Below are 21,233 nucleotides of genomic sequence, written 5' to 3' on the forward strand. Positions count from 1 at the left end.
GACGGCGGTACAGCGCGGCGACGGCGGCCTATGCCTCTCGCTGCGGCCCGAGCCGCAGCAGCACCTGCGTCCCGCCTCCCGGAGCGGCACGCAGCTCCAGCCGGCCGCCTCCGGCCTGCGCGGCGCGGCGGGCGATGTCCAGGCCCAGACCTGTCGACCCGGCCGAGCTGGCACCCCGCTCGACAGCGCCGGCCGGCATTCCCGGCCCCTCGTCCATCCCCGGCCCCTCGTCGGCGACGGTGAGCAGCACCTCCCCCGCCTCGGCGGCCAGCCGGACGGCGAACGGCGTCCCGTCGGGCGTGTGCGCGAAGACGTTGCCGAGCAGGGCGTCCACGGCGGCCGTCAGGTCGTCGGCGGGCACACCGACGAGGAGCGGGCCGGGGGTCAGGTCGAGACTGACGGCCCGGCCGGTGTCCTCGGCCAGCACCGACCAGAACGCGACCCGGTCGGCGACGATGGCCGCGGCGTCCGAGGCGGCGGTGCCCGGCGTCGGCGTACGCCAGCGGGCCTGCCGGATCAGCCCGGTGACCGCCCGTTCGAGCCCGTCGGCGGCGGCCGTGATCCGGGCCGCGTCGTCCGGGTCGCGCAACGACTCGGCCTCCAGCCGCAGCGCCGTCAACGGTGTGCGTAGCCGGTGCGAGAGGTCGGCGACCTGCTCGCGCTCCTGCACCAGGAGGACCTGGATCCGGGCGGCCAGATGGTTGAGCGCGCCGGCGACCTCGCGCAGCTCCGCCGGGCCGGCCGGCGTGACCCGGGCGTCCAGTTCGGCGTTCGCGAGGCGGTGCGACACGGCGGACAGCTCGCTGATCGGCCGGACCAGCGTGCGGGCCAGCCGGTCGGCGACCGCCAGCCCGATCAGCACCAGAAGCACTCCGAGCAGGGCAAGCACCAGCCAGGCCCGGGTCACCCCGGCGGTCAGCTCCTGTTTCGGCACGACGATGCGGATCACCCCGGTGCCGTCGGCCCGGCCCTGCACGGCGATGACCACCTCCCGCCCCGCCGCCGACTCGCCCGTGAGGCTCTGCCCGCGTGCCGCCAGGGCCACCGCCGGCGTACGGGGTGCGGGAGCGCCGAGCACAGTGCCGTCGGGCAGGAAGACGCTCACCTCCCGACCGGACTCGGCGGCGAGCTGCTCGACGGTGACCCGGATGGTGGCCGCGTCGGCGGTGCCGACCACGGGCACGAGGCTCTGCGCGTCGGCGGTGGCCCGGACTGTCGCCCGGTCCTCGGCGACGGTGCGCACGAGCAGCGCCAGCGGCACCAGGAACGCGATGAGGGTGAGCACACTGACCGCCGCGACAAGCAGCGCGAGGCGTGCCCTCACCGCTGTGCCACCGGCGCGTCCAGTCGTACACCGACGCCCCGCACCGTGTGCAGGTAGCGCGGCTGCTGGGCGCTCTCGCCAAGCTTGCGACGCAACCACGACAGGTGCACGTCGACGGTCTTGTCGGCGCCGCCGTACGGGATCTGCCACACCTCGGTGAGCAGCTCACGTTTGGTGACCACCTGGCCGGGCCGTCCCGCGAGGTGGTGCAGCAGGTCGAACTCGCGGGGCGTCAACTCCACTGTCGCACCGTCGAGGGTGACCTGCCGTGCCCGGGGGTCGATGCGCAGTCCACCGACAACCAGCGCCGGGTCCTGCGTGTCGCCGCCCGTCGGGCCACGCCGCAGAACGGCCCGGACGCGGGCGTCGAGCTGCGCCGCCGTGAACGGCTTGACCACGTAGTCGTCCGCGCCCGCGTCGAGCACCCGCACGATCTCGGTCTCGTCGTCGCGGGCGGTGGCCACGATGACCGGAACCGAACTCACCGCGCGCAGCATCCGCAGCAGCTCCCGCCCGTCCAGGTCGGGCAAACCGAGGTCGAGCACGACGAGGTCGGGACGGTCCTCCAGGGCGTCGCGCAGCCCGGCCATCGCGGTCGAGGCCGCGGCCACCGCGTGCCCGCGTTCCCGCAGAGCCCGGATCAATGGGGTACGGATCGTCAGGTCGTCCTCGATGAGCAGCAGGCGGGCCACAGCAGGCAGGCTAGCCGGTGCGGCCGGGCCCGGGGCGGGCGTTAGCAGTGCCTTAACGTGCAGATGTGCCGGCCACAACCGAGGTTCGGGGATAGTCAGAGGATGGGCCGTCGTTCGATTCTCGTCGCCACCGGGTGGGTGGCGACCGCCGCCGTGGCCACCCTCATCGGGTTGGGCGCGATCCGGCTGGTGGGCGAGAGCATCACCGGCACCCCGGGCGGGGTGCGCAGCGAGGCGGAGATCGAACGGGCGCTCGCCTCCCCGGAGCCGACGCCCACCGGCACGACGGCGGCCGGCACGACGCTGGCCGCGCCGGCCGCCAGCCCCGGGTTCCGCCGGGGCTTCGCCACCGAGGGCGGCACGGCGGTGGCCGAGTGCGGCGCCGACGGGGTACGCCTCGTCTCCTGGGCGCCCGCACAGGGTTTCCGGGTCCGCGACGTGGACCGGGGCCCGGACGACGACGTCGAGGTCACGTTCGAGGGGCCGGGCGGCGAGCACGAGCTGAAGGTGCGCTGCATCGGCTCGGAGCCGGTGGCCGTCGCCGACGACTGAGCCGCCGCTCCTCGACGCCGGGTCACCGCCCCGGGTGCTCCGGTTTACCCCAGGAAGCCCAGGGTAGGGAGCGCGGTGCGGCGGACGGCAGGCCGTCCTTGAGCACGGTGGTCCGGGAGGCAACGAATGCGAGCGATGGTGTACCGCGGACCGTACCGCGTGCGCGTCGAGGAGAAGGACCGGCCGGTCATCGAGCATCCCAACGACGCGATCGTCCGGGTGACCCGGGCCGCGATCTGTGGCTCGGATCTGCACCTCTACCACGGGATGATGCCGGACACCCGGGTCGGGATGACCTTCGGTCACGAGTTCGTCGGTGTGGTCGACGAGGTGGGGCCGTCGGTGCGCAACGTCAAGCGCGGAGACCGGGTGATGGTCCCGTTCAACGTGTACTGCGGGTCGTGCTTCTTCTGCGCCCGAGGGCTGTTCAGCAACTGCCACAACGTCAACCCGAACGCCACCGCCGTGGGCGGAATCTACGGTTACTCGCACACGTGCGGCGGCTATGACGGTGGCCAGTCCGAGTACGTCCGGGTGCCGTTCGCCGACGTCGGGCCCAGCCTGATTCCCGAGTGGATGGACGACGACGATGCCGTCCTGCTCACCGACGCGCTCGCCACCGGATATTTCGGCGCGCAGCTCGGCGACATCGTCGAGGGCGATGTGGTCGTGGTCTTCGGCGCCGGTCCGGTGGGGCTGTACGCAGCCAAGTCGGCCTGGTTGATGGGAGCCGGCCGGGTCATCGTCATCGACCACCTCGACTACCGGTTGGAGAAGGCGGCGTCGTTCGCCCACGCCGAGACGTACAACTTCGCCGAGTACGACGACATCGTCGTGCACATGAAGAAGATCACCGATCACCTGGGCGCGGACGTGGCAATCGACGCGGTCGGGGCCGAGGCGGACGGCAACCTCCTCCAGCACGTCACCGCCACGAAACTGAAGTTGCAGGGCGGCTCCCCCATCGCGTTGAACTGGGCCATCGACTCGGTCCGCAAGGGCGGCACGATCTCGGTGATGGGCGCGTACGGGCCGATGTTCAGCGCCGTCAAGTTCGGCGACGCGATGAACAAAGGGCTGACCCTGCGGGTGAACCAGTGCCCTGTGAAGCGGCAGTGGCCGCGCCTGTTCGAGCACGTCCGCAACGGCTACCTCAAGCCCAGCGACATCGTCACCCACCGGATTCCGCTGGAGCACGTCGCCGAGGCGTACCACATCTTCTCCGCCAAACTCGACGGCTGCATCAAGCCGCTTATCGTTCCGAGCGCCGCCTGACCCGACCGGGAGTCCTTCATGCCGTACACAGCGGACAAGCCGAAACTGGCCGAATCCAGCGACGAGCTGCGCGCCCGTATCCCCGGGTGGGGCGTGGACCTCGACCCGAAGGACCGGCCCTCGGTGCCGAAGGAGCAGTTCGATCCGAACCTCAACGGCGCGCACTGGGAGTTCCCCGAGCGACAGCCCGAGAAGTGGCCGCGGGAGAGGTCGATCGAGCACAAGTTCCTCACCCCGGTCTTCGGCACCTCGTGCCCTCCCAAGGGGCTCTCCGGGGTGATCCGCCGGTACTCCTATCGTCGGTACAGCGAGGGGCGAGCGGCGCACTGGCTGCTCCTGCTCGCGGCGGACCGGGTGGACGCTGCGGAGAGCACTGTCGCGTCGTTCCTGACCCGTCGCCCCGACAACCTGGTGGCCGAGACCGGTGTCCTGAGCGAGTTCACCCGGCACGGGCTCTCCTCGCGTCTGCGCGGCAAGCGCGTGGACCGGGTGCACCACCCGCTCGACCCGATCATCGTCACCGCGCCGTGGGTGCTGGCCGGAGGGGCCGCCTATCTGGTCCTCCGTGGGCTCGCCCGACGCGGACGGTCCTCTACCCGGTAACCCGCAGCCCGGCGATGAGGATGCCGACCATGCGGCGGGCGTCGTAGCGGGGGTCGTCCGCGCCGATGCAGAGGTTGCCGACACCCCGCAGCAGTACGAGGGCACCCACGTCGGGGCGGATCTCGCCCGCCGCTGAGGCAGCGGCGAGCAGTTCGGCACACACGGGCACCAGCCGGTCGATGAAATAGGCGTGCAGCGTCTGGAAGGCGGCGTTGTCGGATTGCAACGCCTCGGCGAGGCCGTGCTTGGTGACGAGGAAGTCGACGAAGAGGTCGATCCACTGCGTCAGCGCCGCGTACGGCGTGCTGCTGCTTGCCAACAGGGCGGGCCCGGCCTCGGCGCACGCCTCGACCTGGTGTCGGTAGACGGCCACGATGAGGTCGGCGCGCGTCGGGAAGTGCCGGTAGATCGTGCCCACGCCGACCCCGGCCCTGGTGGCGATCTCGCGGACGGGCACGTCGACGCCGGAGGCGATGAAGGCCGAGGCGGCGGCGTCCAGCAGGGTCGCCTCATTGCGCCGCGCGTCGGCCCGTTTCCGGGGTGCCGGACGCGCTGATCCGCTCTCGATGTCGGCCACTGCGCCGCTCCTTCGGTCACTACGACTTGGCAAACGGAACCGGGTTCCGTATATTCGTTACCGGAACCTGGTTCCGCTTGCCCAGTCTGCCAGATCAGGTGGGCCGCGGCCAACACACCCCTGCCACATGGAGGAACAGTCATGCAATACCGCACCTTGGGTCGCACCGGCGTCCAGGTCAGCACGCTCTCGTTGGGCGCCATGAACTTCGGCAAGATCGGACGAACCACCCAGGAGGAGACAACAGCAATCGTCGACGCCGCCCTGGAGGCGGGCATCAACCTCATCGACACCGCCGACTGGTACAGCCTGGGCGAGTCGGAGGAACTGGTCGGCAGGGCCATCGCCGGCCGTCGCGACGACATCGTGCTCGCCACGAAGGCGGGCATGCCGATGGGCGACGAGCGCAACCATCAGGGCAGCTCACGCCGCTGGCTGGTCACCGAGCTGGACAACAGCCTGCGGCGCCTCGGCGTCGACCACGTCGACCTCTACCAGATCCACAGGTGGGACCCGACCACCAGCGACGAGGAGACCCTGTCGGCTCTGACCGACCTCCAGCGGGCCGGCAAGATCCGCTACTTCGGCTCCTCGACCTTCCCCGCGTACCGCATCGTGCAGGCCGAGTGGGCCGCCCGGGAACACCACCTCAGCCGGTACGTCACCGAGCAGCCCAGCTACTCGATCCTCCAGCGCGGGATCGAGACCCACGTCCTGCCGGTCACCGAGCAGTACGGCCTCGGCGTGCTGGCCTGGAGCCCTCTGGCGTCGGGCTGGCTGTCCGGCGCGGTCCGGGCCGGACAGGAGATCACCACCAGCCGCTCGACGATCCTGCCGGAACGCTTCGACCTCGGCATCCCGGCCAACCAGGCCAGGATGAACGCCGTCGAGCAGCTGGCCAAGGTCGCCGACGACGCCGGCCTCACCATGATCCAGCTGGCGCTCGGTTTCGTCACCGCGCACCGGGCCGTGACCAGCGCGATCATCGGCCCCCGCACCACGGACCATCTGCGTTCCCAGCTCGCCGCGGCGGACACCGTGCTTTCCGGCGACGTGCTCGACGCCATCGATGCGATCGTCGCTCCCGGCGTCGACCTGGCCGCCCACGAGAAGTTCGACACCCCGCCCGCCCTGCTCGACCCGGCACTGCGGCGTCGCTGACACCGAGAGGAGGCCACACATGCACCATGGACACCGAACGCTGTTCGGGATCATGACCGCTCCGTCGCAGGTCGACTACCAGGACGTCCTGCGGGTCTGGCGCGAGGCGGACGCGATCCCGAACATCGAGCACGCCTGGCTCTTCGATCACCTGATGCCGATCGCCGGCGACCCCAGCGGGCCGACGTACGAGGGCTGGACACTGCTCTCGGCCCTCGCCGCGCAGACCCGGCGCCTGCGCCTCGGTCTGCTGGTGACAAGCAACCGCTTCCGGCCGCCCGCGATGCTCGCCAAAATCGCCACGACCGTCGACGTGGTCTCCGGCGGGCGGCTGGACTTCGGTATCGGCGGAGGTTCACGGCCCGGTCATCCGCTGGCCCGGCGCGAGTACGCGGCGCACGGGTTGCCCTTCCACGACTTCGCCCACTCGGTGGGAAGCCTCGCGGAAGCCTGCACCGTCATCCGGCGCCTGTGGACCGAGGCGGAACCTTTCGACTTCCATGGCACGTACGTCGATCTCACGGGCGCCTTCGGCAACCCCAAGCCGGTCCAGCGTCCCCACCCTCCGATCCTCATCGGTGGACGGTCCGCGCCGGTCCTGCGCGTGGTCGCCGAGCACGCCGACCTGTGGAACATCCCGGGCGGCGACATCGACGACGCCGTGCACCGGAGCGCACTGTTGGACCGCTACTGCGCCGAGATCGGTCGCGACCCCGCGTCGATCAGGCGATCCATGGTCCTCCAGGTCTCCTACGACGAGCCCGACACGACCCTGGAGGCGATCCGCACGGCGATGGGCGCCGGGTTCTCGCACATCGTTCTGGGGCTGGCGGCGCCATACCCCGCGCATGTTGCGCAGCGGGTCAGCGAGCGGCTCATCACCCCGGCCGGCTAGCACCCGGAGTTCACCGGAAGGTGGTGTCCCGGGACGGTGGCCGGGCCGATCACTGTCGTAAGGTGCCAGCATGGCGCACCCCGCACGGCCCGATGTCGGGCCTTGCGGGACGCACGGGGGCCACCGCCGGCAGTACCGTGCCGCAGCCCGATGACGTCGACCTGGTGGGCCGCTGCGCCGCCCCGACGCGTCAGCCATCTGCCGGCCGTCGACCCCGAACTGCTGCGGGTAGCGCTCGACCCGCTGCCCCCGGGCGCACCGGCTGTCGTGCACTACCGGCCCGTGGCCGTGGGTCCGCTGGGTGACCTGGTGAGCACCCTGCTCGACCAGTTGGACAGCGTGGCGCTCGCGATGTTTCCCAACTGGTTGCCGGGTGCGGCCGGCTTCGACGGTCAGGGCGAGCTGAGCGCGGCGGCGGCCCGCTCGCTGGCGGCCCGCACCGCCGCCCGGTCGCGGCACTTCGGCCCGTTCCTGATCGACCTGGCCGAACGCGCGACACGCGGTGCCCGGCAGCCCGGCGACCGGCTCCGCTTTCCGGCGGAGGTACGCGCCGCCGGGCTCGCCCGGGTGATCGCCGAGGCGTACGACCGCACGGAGTGCGTCCTTCTCGTCACCGTGCCCGAGTTGGACCCGGACGCCGAACGGACCCTCGTGGCCGCCGCCGAGTGGCTGGTGCGCCACGGCGGCTTCACGGTGTGGCTGACCGGCACCGCGATGCGGCACGCGGACCGGGTCCGTTCCGTGCCGGTGACGGTGCCGGCGCGCTTCGCCGAGCTGGCCGACCCGAGCAGTCGGATTCCCGACGTGGTCGGCCCACCGGAGCCGACGTTGCTGGCCTGGCCGCCGATCGCTGGTGTGCCACGCGGCGACAGCCCAGCCGAGCAGGCACTCGAACGCGCCCTCGCGTCACACCGGTGGGCGCGTGGGCGGCGGTGGAATCAGATCTACGATCCGCATCCGCTCGGCGAGGCGTACCGTCTGGATCTCTTTTGGCCCGCCGAAGGTCTTGCGGTCGAGGTGGACGGCCCGGAGCATCGAGGGCGAATCGCTTTCGCCAACGATCGGCGGAGGGACGTTCGGCTGCACCTGCTCGGGCTGAGCGTGCTCCGCTTCACCAATGAACAGGTGCTGTCCGACGTGGCGGCGGTGGTCGACGGGATCCGTCGTCTGCTGGCCCGCCGACGCGCGGACGGCACGCATCCCCTTGGAGATGAGACATCATGACGAGCCCGGCGGACGTACCGAGCCTGACGTCGAACCAGATCAACGCCCTCGTGGTGCTGATGGTCGAGGCGCGCCGACTCACCAACGTCGAGCTACGTGAGCTGGCCGGCTTCTCCCTTACCGGCAAGGACAACAAGCGGCTCATCGACCTGGGCCTGGTCGAGACCGACAGGGGGCACCGGCCGTTCGCCCACGAGCTGACCGACGAGGGCTGGCGGGTCGCCCGCCAGCTGCACACCGCCGCGCCGCCCAAGGGAGCGGGCTCGGCGACGCGGTCCCTGCTCACCGTCCTCGCCAACCTGCACCGCTCGCTGGACCGGCTCCGGGTCAGCCACGGCGACTTCTTCAAGCAAACCGACGGCGCGGGTCCGGCCGCCAGCACGCCGGAACCCCCCGTCAGCACGCCACAACCCGCCGCCACGCCGGATGCGGCCGCCGCTGACGTACAGGCGCTGGTGCGCGAGGCGTACCGGGAACTGGCAGCGGCGCCGGGGGCCTGGGTCGGCCTCGCCGACATTCGGGACCGGCTCGCCGACACCGACCGGACCGCCCTGGACGCGACGTTGCGGGCGATGGTCGGCCAGGAGAACGTCCGCATCATTCCGGTGGCCAACACCAAGTCGCTCACCTCGCGCGACCGCGCCGCGGCAGTGCGGATCGGCAACGAGGACAACCACGCCCTGGCGATCGGCCCGGCGTGATCTCCGACGAGCAGCGCGCCGCCCTGGAGGCGGTGAGTCTCAACCCGGCGGTCACCCCCGACGACGTCTGGCGGGCCAGCCCGCACAACGTCCCGGAGTTGCACGAGAAGGTGGTCGCGGAGATCCTGCGCGGGGTGGGACGGGCGCGCACGGACGACACGACGGTGCCGCTCGGGGTGGCCATGCAGGGCCGCGCGGGCGCCGGCAAGACGCACCTGCTCGGCGCGGTTCGTGAACGCGTCCAGCGCGACGGCGGCTACTTCTTCCTGGTGGACATGGTCAGCGGCAAGACGTTCTGGGAGAGCGTCGCCCTGGCCCTGGTGGAGGGCATGGGTCGCGACGCGATCGGCTGGGGCACCCAGCTACGTACCTTCCTGCGCCGGCTCACCGCCCAACTCGGCCTGCCGGTCGAGGTCCGGGACGCGATCGCTGGGACCCGGCCGGTGACCCGGGAACACCTTGACACCTTCATCCGAGGGCTGCGCACCCGTGACCGGGAGGTCGGACGGGACTGCCAGGACACCGCGCGGGCGCTGGTCCTGCACGGCGCCATCGACTTCGAGGCGCAGGACGTGGGTTACGCCCACCTGATCTCCGAGCCGGGCGACCCGCAAGCGCGGGCGGCGTGGGGGCTGAGCACCGCGCTGCGGACCCCGCAGCAGATCGTGCAGGACATCTCCCGGCTGATGGCCCTGACGTTGGACCCGACGGTCATCGCCGTGGACCAGCTCGACACGCTGTTCGCCCAGAGCAGCACCTCCCTGTGGGAACAGCACGCCGGGCTGGAGGACGCCCAGGCGAGGGTGGTCGGGCCGATCGCCGACGGCCTGCTCAAGCTCCGTGACGTCACCCGTCGGACACTGGTCGTCGTCTCCTGCCTGCCCGACACCTGGGAGTTGCTGACGCGCAGCGCGCCCACGCCGGTCAGTGACCGGTTCCGGCAGGCGACTCTGCCGGATCGGATACCCACTGCCGAGATCGGCCTGGCCATCGTGGCCAAGCGGCTCACCGACGCGTTCGCGGGACCGCGCTTCGTCCCGCCGCACCCGACCTGGCCGATCGACCCCGCCGCCTTCGCCGACGCGCCGACCCTGACACCACGCGCCTTGCTGCGGCGGGTGGACCGCCACGTCGCCTGGTGCCGCGACCGCGACGAGGTCACCGAACTCGACCGGCTCATCGACGGCGCCGACACGGCGGCGACTCCGGCCGTCGTGCCCGGCCGGACCAGTGACCAGGCCGCCGACGAGCAGAAGCTGCGCGAACTGGACGCCCGCTTCGCCGAACTGGTCGACGCGGCGGACGTTTCGGCCGCGCTCGCCGCGGCCACCGAGGACGAGCGGATGCCACCATTGCTCGCGGCCGGGCTGGCCGCCTGGATCGCCGAGCAGGCGCCGACGGGTGCCGCCTACAAGTACGATCCGCCGCCCAGTCGCAAGCCCGCCCTGCACGGGCGGTTGATCGAGGTGCTCGACGAGGCGACCGAGAACGAGGCGCACTGGTGCTTCCGGGCCATCGCACACTCCAACGCGATCGCGGTCACCGCGCGGGTCAAGGCCGCGTGCACAATGGCCGGACTGGACCGGGACCTGCCGCAACGGCGACTGGTGCTGCTGCGTAACGGCCCGTGGCCGACGGGCAAGCGTACGACGGAGGTGTTGACCGCCTTCGACGCGGCCGGCGGCGTTCGGTGCGCGGTGACGGAGGCGGACCTGCGGGTCTTCGCGGCGCTGCGGGTGTTGGCGGGCGAGCCGTCCGCGGTCCTGCAGGAGTGGCTGCTCACCCGCCGCCCGGCCAGCGGCACGGGTCTGTTCCGGACGTTCTTGCCGGGGGCTGACCACGCGGCCTCCAGCACGGAAGGTTCGCCGCAGGGGCACCTCGACGACGGCACCGACGAGACGACGGCCGACGCGACCGCACGGGTCACCACCGATTCGCCCGACCCGGCGGTCGTCGCCGACGGGCGGTCGATCGGCTTGGGGCGGACCGTCCAGGGTGGCAAGCCGTTCGCGGTGGATCTGGAGTCGCTGCGCCGGCACGCCGTCGTGTTCGCCGGCTCGGGTTCCGGTAAGACCGTGCTGATCCGCCGGCTCGTCGAGGAGTGCGCCCGGCAGGGTGTCTCCTCGATCGTGCTCGACCCCAACAACGACCTCGCCCGGCTCGGCGACGCGTGGCCCGAGGCACCGAGCGGCTGGAGCCCCGGTGACGCCGAGCGAGCCGACGACTATCTCGCCCACACCGAGGTGGTGGTGTGGACGCCCCGGGTCACCGCCGGCCGGCCGCTGAGTTTCCAACCGCTGCCCGACTTCACATCGCTACGTGAGTGGCCCGACGAGTTCGACCAGGCGATCCGGTCCGCCGTGGAGGCCCTCGCGCCGCGGGCCGGCGTCGACCGGCCCACCAAGCTGGCGCAGCAGGGCAAGGCCGTGCTCACCGAGGCCCTCCAGGCGTACGCGCGCAGCGGCATGGTCGGCCTGCACGGCTTCACCGAGTTCCTCGCCGAGCTGCCCGAGGGGGTCAGCCGTCTGACGCGGGCCGACAAGCTCGCCCAGGAGTTGGCCGAGACGCTCAAGGCGGCGATGGTCACCGACCCGCTCTTCGGCGGGATCGGCGCGCCGGCCGACCCGGGGTTGCTGTTGACGCCGTCGCCGGGCCGGCGGGCACGGGTCTCGGTCATCAGCTTCGTCGGCCTCACCTCCGACCAGGAACGTCAGAGCTTCGTCAACCAGTTGCAGATGGCGCTCTTCGCCTGGGTCAAGCGGCACCCGGCGGGTGACCGTCCGTTGGGCGGCCTCTTCGTGATGGACGAGGCACAGACGCTCGCCCCGTCGACCGGCAACACGGCCTGCACGGCCAGCTCCATCGCGCTCGCCTCGCAGGCCCGCAAGTACGGGCTCGGGTTGGTCTTCGCCACCCAGGCGCCCAAGGGTCTGCACAACCAGATCTCCGGCAACGCGACGACGCAGTTCTTCGGGCTGCTCAACGCGCCCGCGCAGATCGACGCCGCTCGCCAGTTGGCCGAGGCCAAGGGCGGACGGCTGCCCGACATCGGCCTGTTGAGCAGCGGCGAGTTCTACGTGGCCGGGGAGGGGTTCTCGTTCGTCAAGGTCCGCACCCCGCTGTGCCTCACCCATCATCCGAAGGCGCCGATGACTCCCGAGGAGGTCGTCGCCCGCGCCCGCCCGGCGGGTGATCCGCACTCTGGCAGGCCGTGACGGCAGCGTGGCGCGGCGGCCGGAAGCCGCCGCGCCACAGAGCCGATCCGAGGGTACGAGGGTCAGCTCGCTGCAGGAGACCGACTGCCAGGTCCAGTTGCCGCCGCCCCCGTCGGTGCCACCCACTGATGCCTCGCAGCGCACATGGTCAGGCGATCGAATCGACGCCGATAGTTCCGATGAATTTCCGGATCTCGGCATCCGGAGGTCGCGTCCGGCCTCATGATCGACCTTTGCCTGCGGAGACCATGTGCACGTATGACGTCGAGCCCTGCGTGGACGGACGACTGCCAGCGTTCCGGAGAGCTTCCGGAAGTTGTTGACGCGTTGGAATTCCCGCTGTAATACTCCGATCCATTACGGTCGATGCGATCCCGCTTCGTCGGGTTTCGATCGGTCTCCCCACCACCACCCGGACGGCCGGAGTACGCGCCCCCACCGCACAACCCGGCCCGGTAGAAGGGGCACCAGATGAGCACTGTCCCTGTCCAGACGCCCGTACGGTCGAAACGACTCCGAGCCCTGCTGTCCGTCGTCGCCACCGCCGTCGCGGCGTGCGGCGTCGTCATCGCGGCCACCGCCACCCCGTCCAGCGCCGCCACCTGCAACGGCTACGTCGGGCTCACCTTCGACGACGGGCCGACCGGCAGCACCAGCGCGCTGCTGAACGTACTGCGCGCCAACGGCGCACGGGCCACGATGTTCAACGTCGGCCAGAACGTCCAGAACAACAGGTCCGCGGCGCAGGCCCAGGTGGCCGCCGGCATGTGGATCGGCAACCACAGCTGGAACCACGCCCACATGACCTCGATGAGCCAGTCGCAGATGCAGTCCGACCTGTCCCAGACCAACTCTGCGATCCAGTCCGCCACCGGCGTCCAGCCGAATCTGTTCCGGCCCCCGTACGGCGAGACCAACTCGACCCTCCAGTCCGTCGCCTCGTCGCTCGGCATGCGACAGGTGATCTGGGACGTGGATTCGCAGGACTGGAACGGCGCAAGCGTCAGCCAGATCGTGGCCAACGCCAGTCGCCTCCAGGCCGGCCAGGTCATCCTCATGCACGACGGAATCCAGAACACCCGGGACGCCATCGGTCAGATCATTGCCAACCTCACGAGCCGCAACCTCTGCCCCGGCATGATCTCGCCGTCCACCGGACGCGCGGTAGCGCCCGACGGCACCACTCCCCCACCCGGCACCACCCCGCCGCCGGGCACGACACCACCGCCCAGCACGACACCACCGCCGGCCGGCGGCACCTGCACGGCGGCGGCGACCACCACGAACGTCTGGGGTGACAGGTACAACACGTCGGTGACCGTCAGCGGTGCCAGCACCTGGACCGTCGTCGTCGCTCTCACCGCGCCGCAGAAGGTTTCCAGCGTCTGGAACGGCAGCGCCAGCTGGGACAGCAGCGGCAACGTCATGACGGTGCGCTCCAACGGCAGCGGCGCCACCTTCGGCTTCACCACGATGTTCAACGGCAACAGCAGCGCCCGACCGCAGATCCGCTCCTGCACCGCGGGCTGACCGTCTTTGCCCTGGTCCTGCGGGGCGGGCGGCGGACGCCCCGCAGGACCCCCCATCGAGCGACCGTTGCCGGCCGCGATCCTCAGTTGTCGATCCGGACCCGGTCGCTGTCGCCGTCGGAGAGGAACGACGCCAACGCCCCTGCCTGCTCAGTCACTGCCGTGGCCTCGGCGCGGGAGAGGCGGCCCAGCGGTGTGACGCGCACGGTTGCCGCGTCGACGGTCCACGTCGCTGCCACCCGTCCGTCCACCAGCACCACCCGCTCACCGGCGACCGAGAGGCCACGGTGGGCGTGGTCGATGATCCGGCTGCGGTCGTGGTAGCCGAGGATCGCGTTGTCGAACGCGGGCAGGAAACGTACCGGTGCTGGTGTGCCGGGGTCGGGACGCGGCGCGTCGGGGAGGTCGAGCAGTTCGCGGCCACGCTCGTCGCGGAACGACACAAGCGTCTCCCGCAGCGCGGCCACGGCTGCCGGCAGGCCGGCGAGCCCACACCAGGCCCGCAGGTCGGCCGTGGCCGCCGGGCCGAACGCCGCCAGATACCGCCGGACGAACGCCTGGCCGACCGGGTCGGAAGCGTCCGACGCCGGCGGGTCGACCTCCCGACCCAACCAGGACGAGATCGGTACGTTGCGCACCCCCGCCCTGGTGCGCCACACCCCGCGCGGCGGCAGCTGGGCCATCGGTACGAGCGCTGTCACCATTTCACCGAGCGCCCGTGGCCCCGGCGCCGGCCACCGCTCGGCGAGCGCCCGCCCGATCTCGGCCATCGTGCGGGGCTCGCCGTCGGCAAACAACGCCCGGCCCACCGCTGCCAACTCGTCGAGGTCCATCCCGTCGAGGTCGCCTCGGTAAACCCCGAGCACCCGTTGACGCAGCATCGCGTCGTGCCGGGCGCGCCAGGTCAGGACGTCGGCGGCGGTTACGAGGTGGACGGTCCGACGCATCAGGTGCGTGCGTACCACCTGCCGCCGCAGCAGCAGGTCCGACAGCACCTCCGGGTCGAAGGCGCGCAGCCGTGACCAGAGCCCGACGTACGGCTCCTGCGGCTCCTGCGCCTGGAGACCGCCGAGCCATGCGACGGCGTCGAGGACCGGCAGGTCGGCGCGATCGAGCAGCAGTTGCCGGGCGAGCGTCGCACGGTTGAGCGCCCGGTTGTCGAGAACCGTCATCCGGCGCGCCGGATCGCGCGGCTGGCCGGCCGCGTGGTGACAACGCTCGTGTGCTCTGCCGCTGGCGTCACGAGGACGTACGGCCGTCGAGCGCCTCGCGCAGGATGTCCGCGTGTCCGGCGTGCTGGGCGGTCTCGGCGATGAGGTGCGCCAGCACCCGCCGCACGCTGTACGCCGTACCCGGCTCGTGCCAGGGCGCCGCCGGCAGCGGCTGCCGGGCCGACAGGTCGGGCACGGCAGCGATGATTTCCACACTCCGCTCGGCCACCTGCCGGTAACGGTCGATGACCTCAGCGAGCGTGTCGCCGGGCAGCATCCGCAGGTCGTTCTGGTGGTCGATCGCCCACTGCGGAAACTCCCGGGCGGTGCCGGCCGCCATGTCGGCCCAGGTGACGCCCTCGGGCAGGTCGTAGCTCATCGCCGAAGGGCCCTCGACGACGAAACGCATCCAGGTGTCCTCCATGGACGCGACGTGTTTGATCAGACCGCCCAGGCACAGGGCACTGACCGTGGGACGTTCGCCGGCCTGCTCGTCGCTGAGGTCACGCGTCGTGTTGATCAGGGCGAGACGGGCGCTCGCGAGCTGGTCGAGCAGCTCGACGCGTTCCTGGTCGAGGGCTGTGGTCGGGCTGGTCGTGGCGGTCATGGTGATGAGTTCCTTCCGGTCGTTCGCGGTGTCGGGCACGAGACGACGATCGCAGGCGAAGCGGTCAGGTTGTGTCCTCTTCTCCTGGCATCATCGGAAGCCGTGCCGAAGACCTCAGCTCGACTGCTGTCGCTGCTCTCACTCCTTCAGGCGCGTCGGGACTGGCCCGGCGCGCTGCTGGCAGAGCGGTTGGCCGTCAGCCCGCGCACCATCCGCCGGGACGTCGACCGCCTGCGCGAACTCGGCTATCCCATCGTGGCCAGCAAGGGCCCTGAGGGCGGGTACCGGCTCGGCGCCGGCACCCGACTGCCGCCTCTGCTGTTCGACGACGAGCAGGCCATCGCCGTCACCGTCGCACTCCAGATCGCCACGACGGCCGGTGCGGGCATCGAGGAGTCGGCAGCGCGTGCGCTTACCACCGTCCGGCAGGTAATGCCCGCGCGGCTGCGCCACCGCATCGAGGCCCTACGGGTCACCGCCGTCGAGCGGTCGGGCCGACCGAAGCCGCAGGCCGACAGCGGCGTACTCCTGGCTCTCAGCACTGCCGTGCACGCTCGCGAGGTGCTGCGCTTCGACTACGCCCCGGCCCACCCGCAGGCGCCCGGCGCCGACATCAGGCCGCGTCGGGTGCAGCCCCACCACGTCGTCACCTGGGGTGGGCGCTGGTACCTCGTGGCCTGGGACCTCGACCGCGACGACTGGCGGACGTTCCGGGTCGACCGGATCACCCCTCGGACGCCCACCGGGCCTCGCTTCACGCCCCGCGAGCTGCCCGGCGGGGACGTGAGCACCTTCGTCGTCAGCCGGTTCCAGGGCTACGACGGTTGGCCGTGCCGGGGGGAGGTGATCCTCGACCTTCCCGCCGAGGCCGTCACCCCCTACCTCAGCGACGGCGTGGTCGAGCACCTCGGCCCCGGCCGCTGCCGCCTCGTGGCCAGCTCCTGGTCGTGGACGGGGTTGGCCGCAACCATCGGCAGGTTCGACGCCGACGTCGAGGTGGTCGGCCCGCCCGAGCTCAGCGACGCCTTCGCCCGGCTCGCCCTCCGCTACGCCGATGCGGGCCGGCGGCGGTGGCCTTGTGTAGGACCGTCGGCGACGGGGTAGGGTCAGTTTCGGGTCAAGACATGCGCCCTCCACAGGTCAACTCTGCCGCGACACGGCCGCGGCGGGCGGGCCATCCCCTGATTCGAGGGTGGAGGTGTCATGTGACAGACCAGGTCCCCCTGCCGCGCCCGGAGGCGAACGGCCGGCACTCCGCTCACCTGATCGACCCGATCATGATCCTGACGCTGAGTCGTGACGGGTCGACAAGCCTGATCCACGTCGTCGGCGAGATCGACATGAGCAACGCCCACCTGATCACCGAACTGGTGGAGCTGCTCTGTGTCGCGCCGACATCACTGGTCACGCTGGAGAGCGCGGAGAAGCGCGGCGTTTCGACCGGCCGGGCGACGGAGATCGCCGCCCGTACGGTGAACAAGGAGCGGGCACGCTCGGGCGAAGCCCGCACGGCGAGCCGGTCGTCGGTGGCCGACGTGTCGTCCGGGCATCGCGGTGGGAAGCGCTCACACACCGGCGCCAAGGGTCGCACCAAGGAGCAGTTGTACAACGAGGCCAGGCAGCGCGGCATCAAGGGCCGCTGGTCGATGTCGAAGGCGGAGCTGGAGCGAGCGCTGTCGAAATAGCGGCGTACGGTCGTGACATCGGTTCACGATGGCCGAATACCGACAACACTGGATCGGGGAAGTGTCCGGTTCCGCCCGTCTAGCGACACTCTTGGTGGAACGATGCATGACGTGGGAACTGCAGAGACTTCTATGCCTGTCATCTCGCCGCTCGCCGGCGAACCGATCAAGCGCGCCGATGCCGAGCGACTCGCGGGCGTGCTGAAAGCGTTCGCCGACCCGGCTCGCCTGCGGCTGCTCAGCCTGATCCAGTCCGCGCCAGAGGGCGAAGCGTCGGTCACCGACCTGACCGCGCCGCTCAATCTCTCCCAGCCGACCGTGAGCCATCACCTGCGGATCCTCACCGAGGCCGGCCTGATCGAGCGGGAAAAGCGCGGCGTCTGGGCGTACTACCGCATCGTGCCGTCCGCGATCGCGACGATCGCCGACCTGCTGACGCCGCCTCGCAAGCGGCCGACGAAGAAGACCCGCTGACGCCGACGCTACACAGCCGTCCGCCGGTGCGTGGGCGGTTCCCGTCGGGCCGGGGGCACCCAGCCCGCGTCGCCGTGCACCCCGGCGAGCAGGTCGGCTGTGGTGTGCGCCGAGATGCCGGGATCCACGCTGTCGGTGAACCGCCCGACGACCGCCCGTACGTGCCGCTGGGCCGGGTCGGCGAGACCGTCGTAGACGGCAGCGAACAACTCCCGGGCCGGCTGCCGGAGCCAACCGGCCGGCAGGAGGTCCCGGGGCAGCTGCGGGTCGAGGATGGGAAAGCGCCGGTAGGTGTCCATGATTTCGGTACGCGCCCGCACCGCCGCCGCGCCGTCGACCTCCCCGGATCGCACCTGCGGCACCAGTGGCGCCCACCGCTGAAGGAACTCCTCGTAGTGCCCGCTGATCGCGTCAATGTCCCACGCGTCGATGAGAGCGCGTCGGCTGTCCGCGTCGAGCGCGATCTGCCGCCCACGGAACACCGTGACGGCGCCCCTGGTGAGCTGTACGAGTCTCGCCTGGGCGCGCGGCGTCAACTCGTACGGGGAGATCCACAGCCCGTCGTACAGCGGCGCGTACCCCAGCCACCGGAGCTGGCCCCGCAGGGCCCTCCGTTGCGTGCCGCGGTCCTGGGGCAGCGAGAAGGCAACTGTCGTCCAGCATCCGTCCCAGGGTTCGGCGGCGGTGGTGGAGGTGAGGATCCAGTGGCCGCCGACGGAGAGGTTGACGGCGGCGGCCTGGGTGAGCCGGTAGGAGCTGTGTCGTCCCTGCCGGCTGCCCTCCAAGACCCCCCGTCGGGCCAGCCGGCTGATCGCGGCACGGGCGCCGGCCGTCGTCACGCCCGATTCGGCGAGCAGCGCGACGATGGCGGCGGACGGGAGCGCGGCGCGGGCCCGCAGCGTGTAGTCCGCCAACAGGGTCACCGCTACGCCCTGCGGTGAGCTGCCTGCCTGACGCCGGGGCATCCGGAGCGAGTGCTCCCCATCGTCCGGATAGATCTCCTCGATGTTGAACGGACTCGTCACAGGCACTCCGGGCTCTGCTCAGGATCGGTCCACCGACTGTAGACGGACCGGCGGCGGGCCGGGGATTCCGAGGCCCGCGAAACCTGCCGCCCATGATCGAGGTGCGTCGATTGACACTTCTCGGTCCGGAGACGACACTATCTGCATTGCGACGCCGCACAGAGCCGGGCACAGGGCGAGCACACGTTGTAGGCGATGCGCGATCACCGCGGGCAGCCGGGCACACCCGCCATCCGAGCGCGCATGGCCGATCTTCAGCCGCACAGCTGAGCGAAGGAGTCGTCCCCCGTGAGAATCAGAAGGAAACTGTTGCTCGCCCTCACCGCGTCAGTGGCCGCGATCGGTCTGGTGATCCCCGCGTTCCAGCCCGCGTACGCCGCGTCGCTGACCGAGGTGACAAGCTTCGGCGACAACCCCGGCCGGATGCGCATGCACGTCTACGTGCCGGACAACCGCCCCGCCAACCCGGCGATCGTGGTGGCCATGCACGGCTGCGGCGGGTCCGGCCCCGGCTTCTACTCCGGCAGCGAGTTCGCGAGCCTGGCCGACCGGTACGGATACGTCGTGATCTACCCGAGCGCCACCCAGCAGGCCGGGTTCGGCAACTGCTTCGACACCTGGTCCGACGCCGCCAAGCGCCGTGGCGGCGGCAGCGACCCGGTGTCGATCATCTCCATGATCCGTTACGTGCAGCAGCAGTACGGCGGAGACCCCAACCGGGTGTACGCCACTGGCAGTTCGTCCGGCGGCATGATGACCAACCACATGCTCGCGCTCTACCCCGACGTGTTCAAGGCCGGCGCCGCCTTCATGGGCGTGCCCTTCAACTGCTTCGCCAACGCGGCGGACTACCCGCCCGGGGCCAGCCAGTGCACCGGCGGCAACATGAACCGCACTCCGCAGCAGTGGGGCGACGCGGTCCGCCAGGCGTACCCCGGCTACTCCGGCCCTCGCCCCCGGGTGCAGTTGTGGCACGGCACCGCCGACACGCTCGTTCCGTACTCGCTGCTCCAGGAGACGATCGAGCAGTGGACGAACGTGTTCGGGCTCAGCCAGACACCCACCTCCACCGACACGCCGCAAGCCAACTGGAACCGCCGCCGGTACGCCGACAGCGGCGGCACCGTCCAGGTCGAGGCGTACAGCATCCAGGGCGCGGGGCACAGCCTGCCCAGCGCCGGCATGGCCGCAGCCGCCCTCGCGTTCTTCGGCCTGACCAACCCGCCGACCACGCCGCCGCCGACCACGCCGCCTCCGACCACGCCGCCGCCGACGACCCCGCCGCCGACGACTCCGCCTCCGACCACCCCGCCCCCGACGACTCCGCCTCCGACGACCCCGCCGCCGGCCAGCGGCTGCGGTGTGGCAGTGGCAGTCAACGCCTGGAACAACGGGCTGACGGAGAACATCACCATCACCAACAGCGGCAGCAGCGCCATCAACGGCTGGTCCCTGGCCTTCGCTCTGCCGAGCGGGCAGGCCATCACCTCAGGCTGGAACGCCTCCTACTCCCCCACCTCGGGGCAGGTGACGGCCAGGAACCTCAACTACAACGCCACAATCCCCGCCAACGGATCGATCACCATCGGCTTCCAGGCCACGCACACAGGTAACACCGCACGGCCCAGCTCGTTCACCCTCAACGGCGCGTCCTGCACACTCGCCTGAGGGCGGCGGTACTCCGGGGGTGGCGTCGGCCGGCGTACATCCCCGGAGTACCGGCCGTCGCGGTCCGACCGGCACGACGCGCCGGTCCCGCGCGGAGCGAAACCATTCGCCCCGGCCGGGCTATTCGCCGCTGGGGACCTGGTCGGTGACCTCGTCGTAGCCGACAGGGGCGGGAGCCCCGGTCGGCGCGTAGATCACGCGGAGCACGCCGGTCGGGAAGACCTCGGTCGCCGTGACCTTCAAGTGGTACGGCGTCTCGCCCTCGTCGAACAGCCGGCGACCCTTGCGCGCCGCCACCGGGTGCACAAGCAGGCGCAGCTCGTCGACGAGGCCGGCGGCGAGCAGCTGCTGCACCACGGAGATCGAACCGGGGATGAGGATGCCCCTGATGCCGGCATCGGCCTTCAGCTCGGTGACCGCGTCGACCAGGTCGCCCTGGACGAGTTCCGAGTTGCGCCAGGTGAACTCCAGCGGCTGACGCGAGACGACCACCTTGCGGACGTCGCCGAGCTGCTTGGCGAAACCGGCGTCCTCCCCGCCCGCGGCCTCACGGTCGGGCCAGGCACCGGCGAAACTGTCGTACGTCTCGCGGCCGATGAGCAACACGTCGGAGGTGTCGTAGTCCTCGCCGACGGCACGGCCCATGTTCTCGTCGAAGTAGGGGAAATGCCAGTCGGGGTCGATCTCGGCCACCCCGTCGGCCGAGATGAACAATGTGGAGATGACCTTCGCCATCGCGGTGCTCCTTCGAGTCGGGTGATGTCGGCACGTAGACCGGCACAGCATCCCAAACTCGCCTGTCCACCACGGCCCCG

20 protein-coding genes are annotated in these 21,233 nt (G+C 71.1%); 13 read left to right on the forward strand and 7 right to left on the reverse strand.

Features of this window, described 5'->3' with window-relative positions:
* Positions 1-28 precede the first annotated feature (28 nt).
* The gene (locus ADK66_RS06055; RefSeq protein ID WP_053652901.1) at positions 29-1,324 is read right to left on the reverse strand and encodes a HAMP domain-containing sensor histidine kinase; all 1,296 of its coding nucleotides are present in this window, start codon (positions 1,322-1,324) and stop codon (positions 29-31) included.
* On the reverse strand, positions 1,321-2,016 hold the full coding sequence (locus ADK66_RS06060) for a response regulator transcription factor (protein ID WP_053652902.1): 696 nt from the start codon (positions 2,014-2,016) through the stop codon (positions 1,321-1,323). Before ADK66_RS06060 ends, ADK66_RS06055 begins: the two co-directional genes overlap by 4 nt.
* A gap of 102 nt (positions 2,017-2,118) precedes the next feature.
* Here ADK66_RS06060 and ADK66_RS06065 point away from each other — a divergent pair, with 102 nt between their 5' ends.
* The 3 genes from ADK66_RS06065 (at position 2,119) to ADK66_RS06075 (ending at position 4,446) form a co-directional block, all read left to right on the forward strand.
* A complete protein-coding gene (locus ADK66_RS06065) occupies positions 2,119-2,568 on the forward strand; it encodes a hypothetical protein (RefSeq protein ID WP_053652903.1) in 450 nt (149 codons plus the stop codon).
* A gap of 135 nt (positions 2,569-2,703) precedes the next feature.
* On the forward strand, positions 2,704-3,843 hold the full coding sequence (locus ADK66_RS06070) for a zinc-dependent alcohol dehydrogenase (RefSeq protein ID WP_231639922.1): 1,140 nt from the start codon (positions 2,704-2,706) through the stop codon (positions 3,841-3,843).
* Positions 3,844-3,861: 18 nt separating this feature from the next.
* Complete coding sequence (locus ADK66_RS06075; RefSeq protein WP_053652905.1) at positions 3,862-4,446, forward strand: hypothetical protein; 585 nt, start codon at positions 3,862-3,864, stop codon at positions 4,444-4,446.
* On the opposite strand, the gene ADK66_RS06080 is transcribed toward ADK66_RS06075, so the two are convergent.
* Positions 4,436-5,023: a TetR/AcrR family transcriptional regulator gene (locus ADK66_RS06080; RefSeq protein WP_053652906.1), complete on the reverse strand. Its 588-nt coding sequence runs from the start codon at positions 5,021-5,023 to the stop codon at positions 4,436-4,438. The genes ADK66_RS06075 and ADK66_RS06080 overlap by 11 nt on opposite strands.
* Before the next feature lie 141 nt (positions 5,024-5,164).
* Between ADK66_RS06080 and ADK66_RS06085 the strand changes: the two genes are divergently transcribed.
* The 6 genes from ADK66_RS06085 (at position 5,165) to ADK66_RS06110 (ending at position 13,749) form a co-directional block, all read left to right on the forward strand.
* Positions 5,165-6,184 carry an aldo/keto reductase gene (locus tag ADK66_RS06085; RefSeq protein WP_053652907.1) on the forward strand — a complete coding sequence of 340 codons (1,020 nt, stop codon included), beginning with the start codon at positions 5,165-5,167 and terminating at the stop codon, positions 6,182-6,184.
* A gap of 19 nt (positions 6,185-6,203) precedes the next feature.
* On the forward strand, positions 6,204-7,079 hold the full coding sequence (locus tag ADK66_RS06090; RefSeq protein ID WP_053652908.1) for an LLM class flavin-dependent oxidoreductase: 876 nt from the start codon (positions 6,204-6,206) through the stop codon (positions 7,077-7,079).
* 150 nt (positions 7,080-7,229) lie between these two features.
* Positions 7,230-8,303: an endonuclease domain-containing protein gene (locus tag ADK66_RS06095; RefSeq protein ID WP_053652909.1), complete on the forward strand. Its 1,074-nt coding sequence runs from the start codon at positions 7,230-7,232 to the stop codon at positions 8,301-8,303.
* A complete protein-coding gene (locus ADK66_RS06100) occupies positions 8,300-9,004 on the forward strand; it encodes a hypothetical protein (RefSeq protein WP_053652910.1) in 705 nt (234 codons plus the stop codon). Before ADK66_RS06095 ends, ADK66_RS06100 begins: the two co-directional genes overlap by 4 nt.
* Positions 9,001-12,219 (forward strand): ATP-binding protein, encoded by a 3,219-nt coding sequence (locus tag ADK66_RS06105; RefSeq protein WP_053652911.1) that lies wholly within the window; start codon positions 9,001-9,003, stop codon positions 12,217-12,219. Before ADK66_RS06100 ends, ADK66_RS06105 begins: the two co-directional genes overlap by 4 nt.
* A 471-nt stretch (positions 12,220-12,690) precedes the next feature.
* Positions 12,691-13,749 (forward strand): polysaccharide deacetylase family protein, encoded by a 1,059-nt coding sequence (locus ADK66_RS06110; protein ID WP_053652912.1) that lies wholly within the window; start codon positions 12,691-12,693, stop codon positions 13,747-13,749.
* An 82-nt stretch (positions 13,750-13,831) separates the two neighbouring features.
* Here ADK66_RS06110 and ADK66_RS06115 read toward each other — a convergent pair whose 3' ends face one another.
* Positions 13,832-14,920, reverse strand: a complete 1,089-nt coding sequence (locus tag ADK66_RS06115) for a winged helix DNA-binding domain-containing protein (RefSeq protein ID WP_053652913.1) — start codon at positions 14,918-14,920, stop codon at positions 13,832-13,834.
* Between the two features lie 67 nt (positions 14,921-14,987).
* Entirely contained in the window at positions 14,988-15,605 is a 618-nt protein-coding gene (locus ADK66_RS06120) for a DinB family protein (RefSeq protein ID WP_231639923.1), read from the reverse strand.
* Between the two features lie 63 nt (positions 15,606-15,668).
* On the opposite strand from ADK66_RS06120, the gene ADK66_RS06125 reads away from it, so the two are divergent.
* The 3 genes from ADK66_RS06125 (at position 15,669) to ADK66_RS06135 (ending at position 17,725) form a co-directional block, all read left to right on the forward strand.
* Positions 15,669-16,670: a YafY family protein gene (locus tag ADK66_RS06125; RefSeq protein WP_053652914.1), complete on the forward strand. Its 1,002-nt coding sequence runs from the start codon at positions 15,669-15,671 to the stop codon at positions 16,668-16,670.
* Between the two features lie 101 nt (positions 16,671-16,771).
* Positions 16,772-17,251: a hypothetical protein gene (locus ADK66_RS06130; RefSeq protein WP_231639924.1), complete on the forward strand. Its 480-nt coding sequence runs from the start codon at positions 16,772-16,774 to the stop codon at positions 17,249-17,251.
* Between the two features lie 102 nt (positions 17,252-17,353).
* On the forward strand, positions 17,354-17,725 hold the full coding sequence (locus tag ADK66_RS06135; protein WP_053652915.1) for a helix-turn-helix transcriptional regulator: 372 nt from the start codon (positions 17,354-17,356) through the stop codon (positions 17,723-17,725).
* A gap of 8 nt (positions 17,726-17,733) precedes the next feature.
* On the opposite strand, the gene ADK66_RS06140 is transcribed toward ADK66_RS06135, so the two are convergent.
* Positions 17,734-18,750, reverse strand: coding sequence for a PaaX family transcriptional regulator C-terminal domain-containing protein (locus tag ADK66_RS06140; protein ID WP_053652916.1), 1,017 nt, complete (start codon positions 18,748-18,750; stop codon positions 17,734-17,736).
* A gap of 288 nt (positions 18,751-19,038) precedes the next feature.
* On the opposite strand from ADK66_RS06140, the gene ADK66_RS06145 reads away from it, so the two are divergent.
* Positions 19,039-20,418 (forward strand): PHB depolymerase family esterase, encoded by a 1,380-nt coding sequence (locus ADK66_RS06145; RefSeq protein ID WP_053652917.1) that lies wholly within the window; start codon positions 19,039-19,041, stop codon positions 20,416-20,418.
* A 120-nt stretch (positions 20,419-20,538) separates the two neighbouring features.
* On the opposite strand, the gene ADK66_RS06150 is transcribed toward ADK66_RS06145, so the two are convergent.
* The gene (locus ADK66_RS06150) at positions 20,539-21,153 is read right to left on the reverse strand and encodes a dihydrofolate reductase family protein (protein WP_053652918.1); all 615 of its coding nucleotides are present in this window, start codon (positions 21,151-21,153) and stop codon (positions 20,539-20,541) included.
* Positions 21,154-21,233 lie beyond the last annotated feature (80 nt).

Origin of the sequence: Micromonospora sp. NRRL B-16802, from assembly GCF_001279555.1 — a bacterium.
Taxonomy (GTDB): domain Bacteria; phylum Actinomycetota; class Actinomycetes; order Mycobacteriales; family Micromonosporaceae; genus Micromonospora; species Micromonospora profundi.

Excerpts from the sequence above, each read along its gene's own strand:
- ADK66_RS06065 (WP_053652903.1), top strand. The coding sequence starts at position 2,119 with ATGGGCCGTCGTTCGATTCTCGTCGCCACCGGGTGGGTGGCGACCGCC.
- ADK66_RS06070 (WP_231639922.1), top strand. The coding sequence starts at position 2,704 with ATGGTGTACCGCGGACCGTACCGCGTGCGCGTCGAGGAGAAGGACCGG.
- ADK66_RS06075 (WP_053652905.1), top strand. The coding sequence starts at position 3,862 with ATGCCGTACACAGCGGACAAGCCGAAACTGGCCGAATCCAGCGACGAG.
- ADK66_RS06085 (WP_053652907.1), top strand. The coding sequence starts at position 5,165 with ATGCAATACCGCACCTTGGGTCGCACCGGCGTCCAGGTCAGCACGCTC.
- ADK66_RS06090 (WP_053652908.1), top strand. The coding sequence starts at position 6,204 with ATGCACCATGGACACCGAACGCTGTTCGGGATCATGACCGCTCCGTCG.
- ADK66_RS06095 (WP_053652909.1), top strand. The coding sequence starts at position 7,230 with ATGACGTCGACCTGGTGGGCCGCTGCGCCGCCCCGACGCGTCAGCCAT.
- ADK66_RS06100 (WP_053652910.1), top strand. The coding sequence starts at position 8,300 with ATGACGAGCCCGGCGGACGTACCGAGCCTGACGTCGAACCAGATCAAC.
- ADK66_RS06110 (WP_053652912.1), top strand. The coding sequence starts at position 12,691 with ATGAGCACTGTCCCTGTCCAGACGCCCGTACGGTCGAAACGACTCCGA.
- ADK66_RS06115 (WP_053652913.1), bottom strand. The coding sequence starts at position 14,920 with ATGACGGTTCTCGACAACCGGGCGCTCAACCGTGCGACGCTCGCCCGG.
- ADK66_RS06135 (WP_053652915.1), top strand. The coding sequence starts at position 17,354 with ATGCATGACGTGGGAACTGCAGAGACTTCTATGCCTGTCATCTCGCCG.
- ADK66_RS06150 (WP_053652918.1), bottom strand. The coding sequence starts at position 21,153 with ATGGCGAAGGTCATCTCCACATTGTTCATCTCGGCCGACGGGGTGGCC.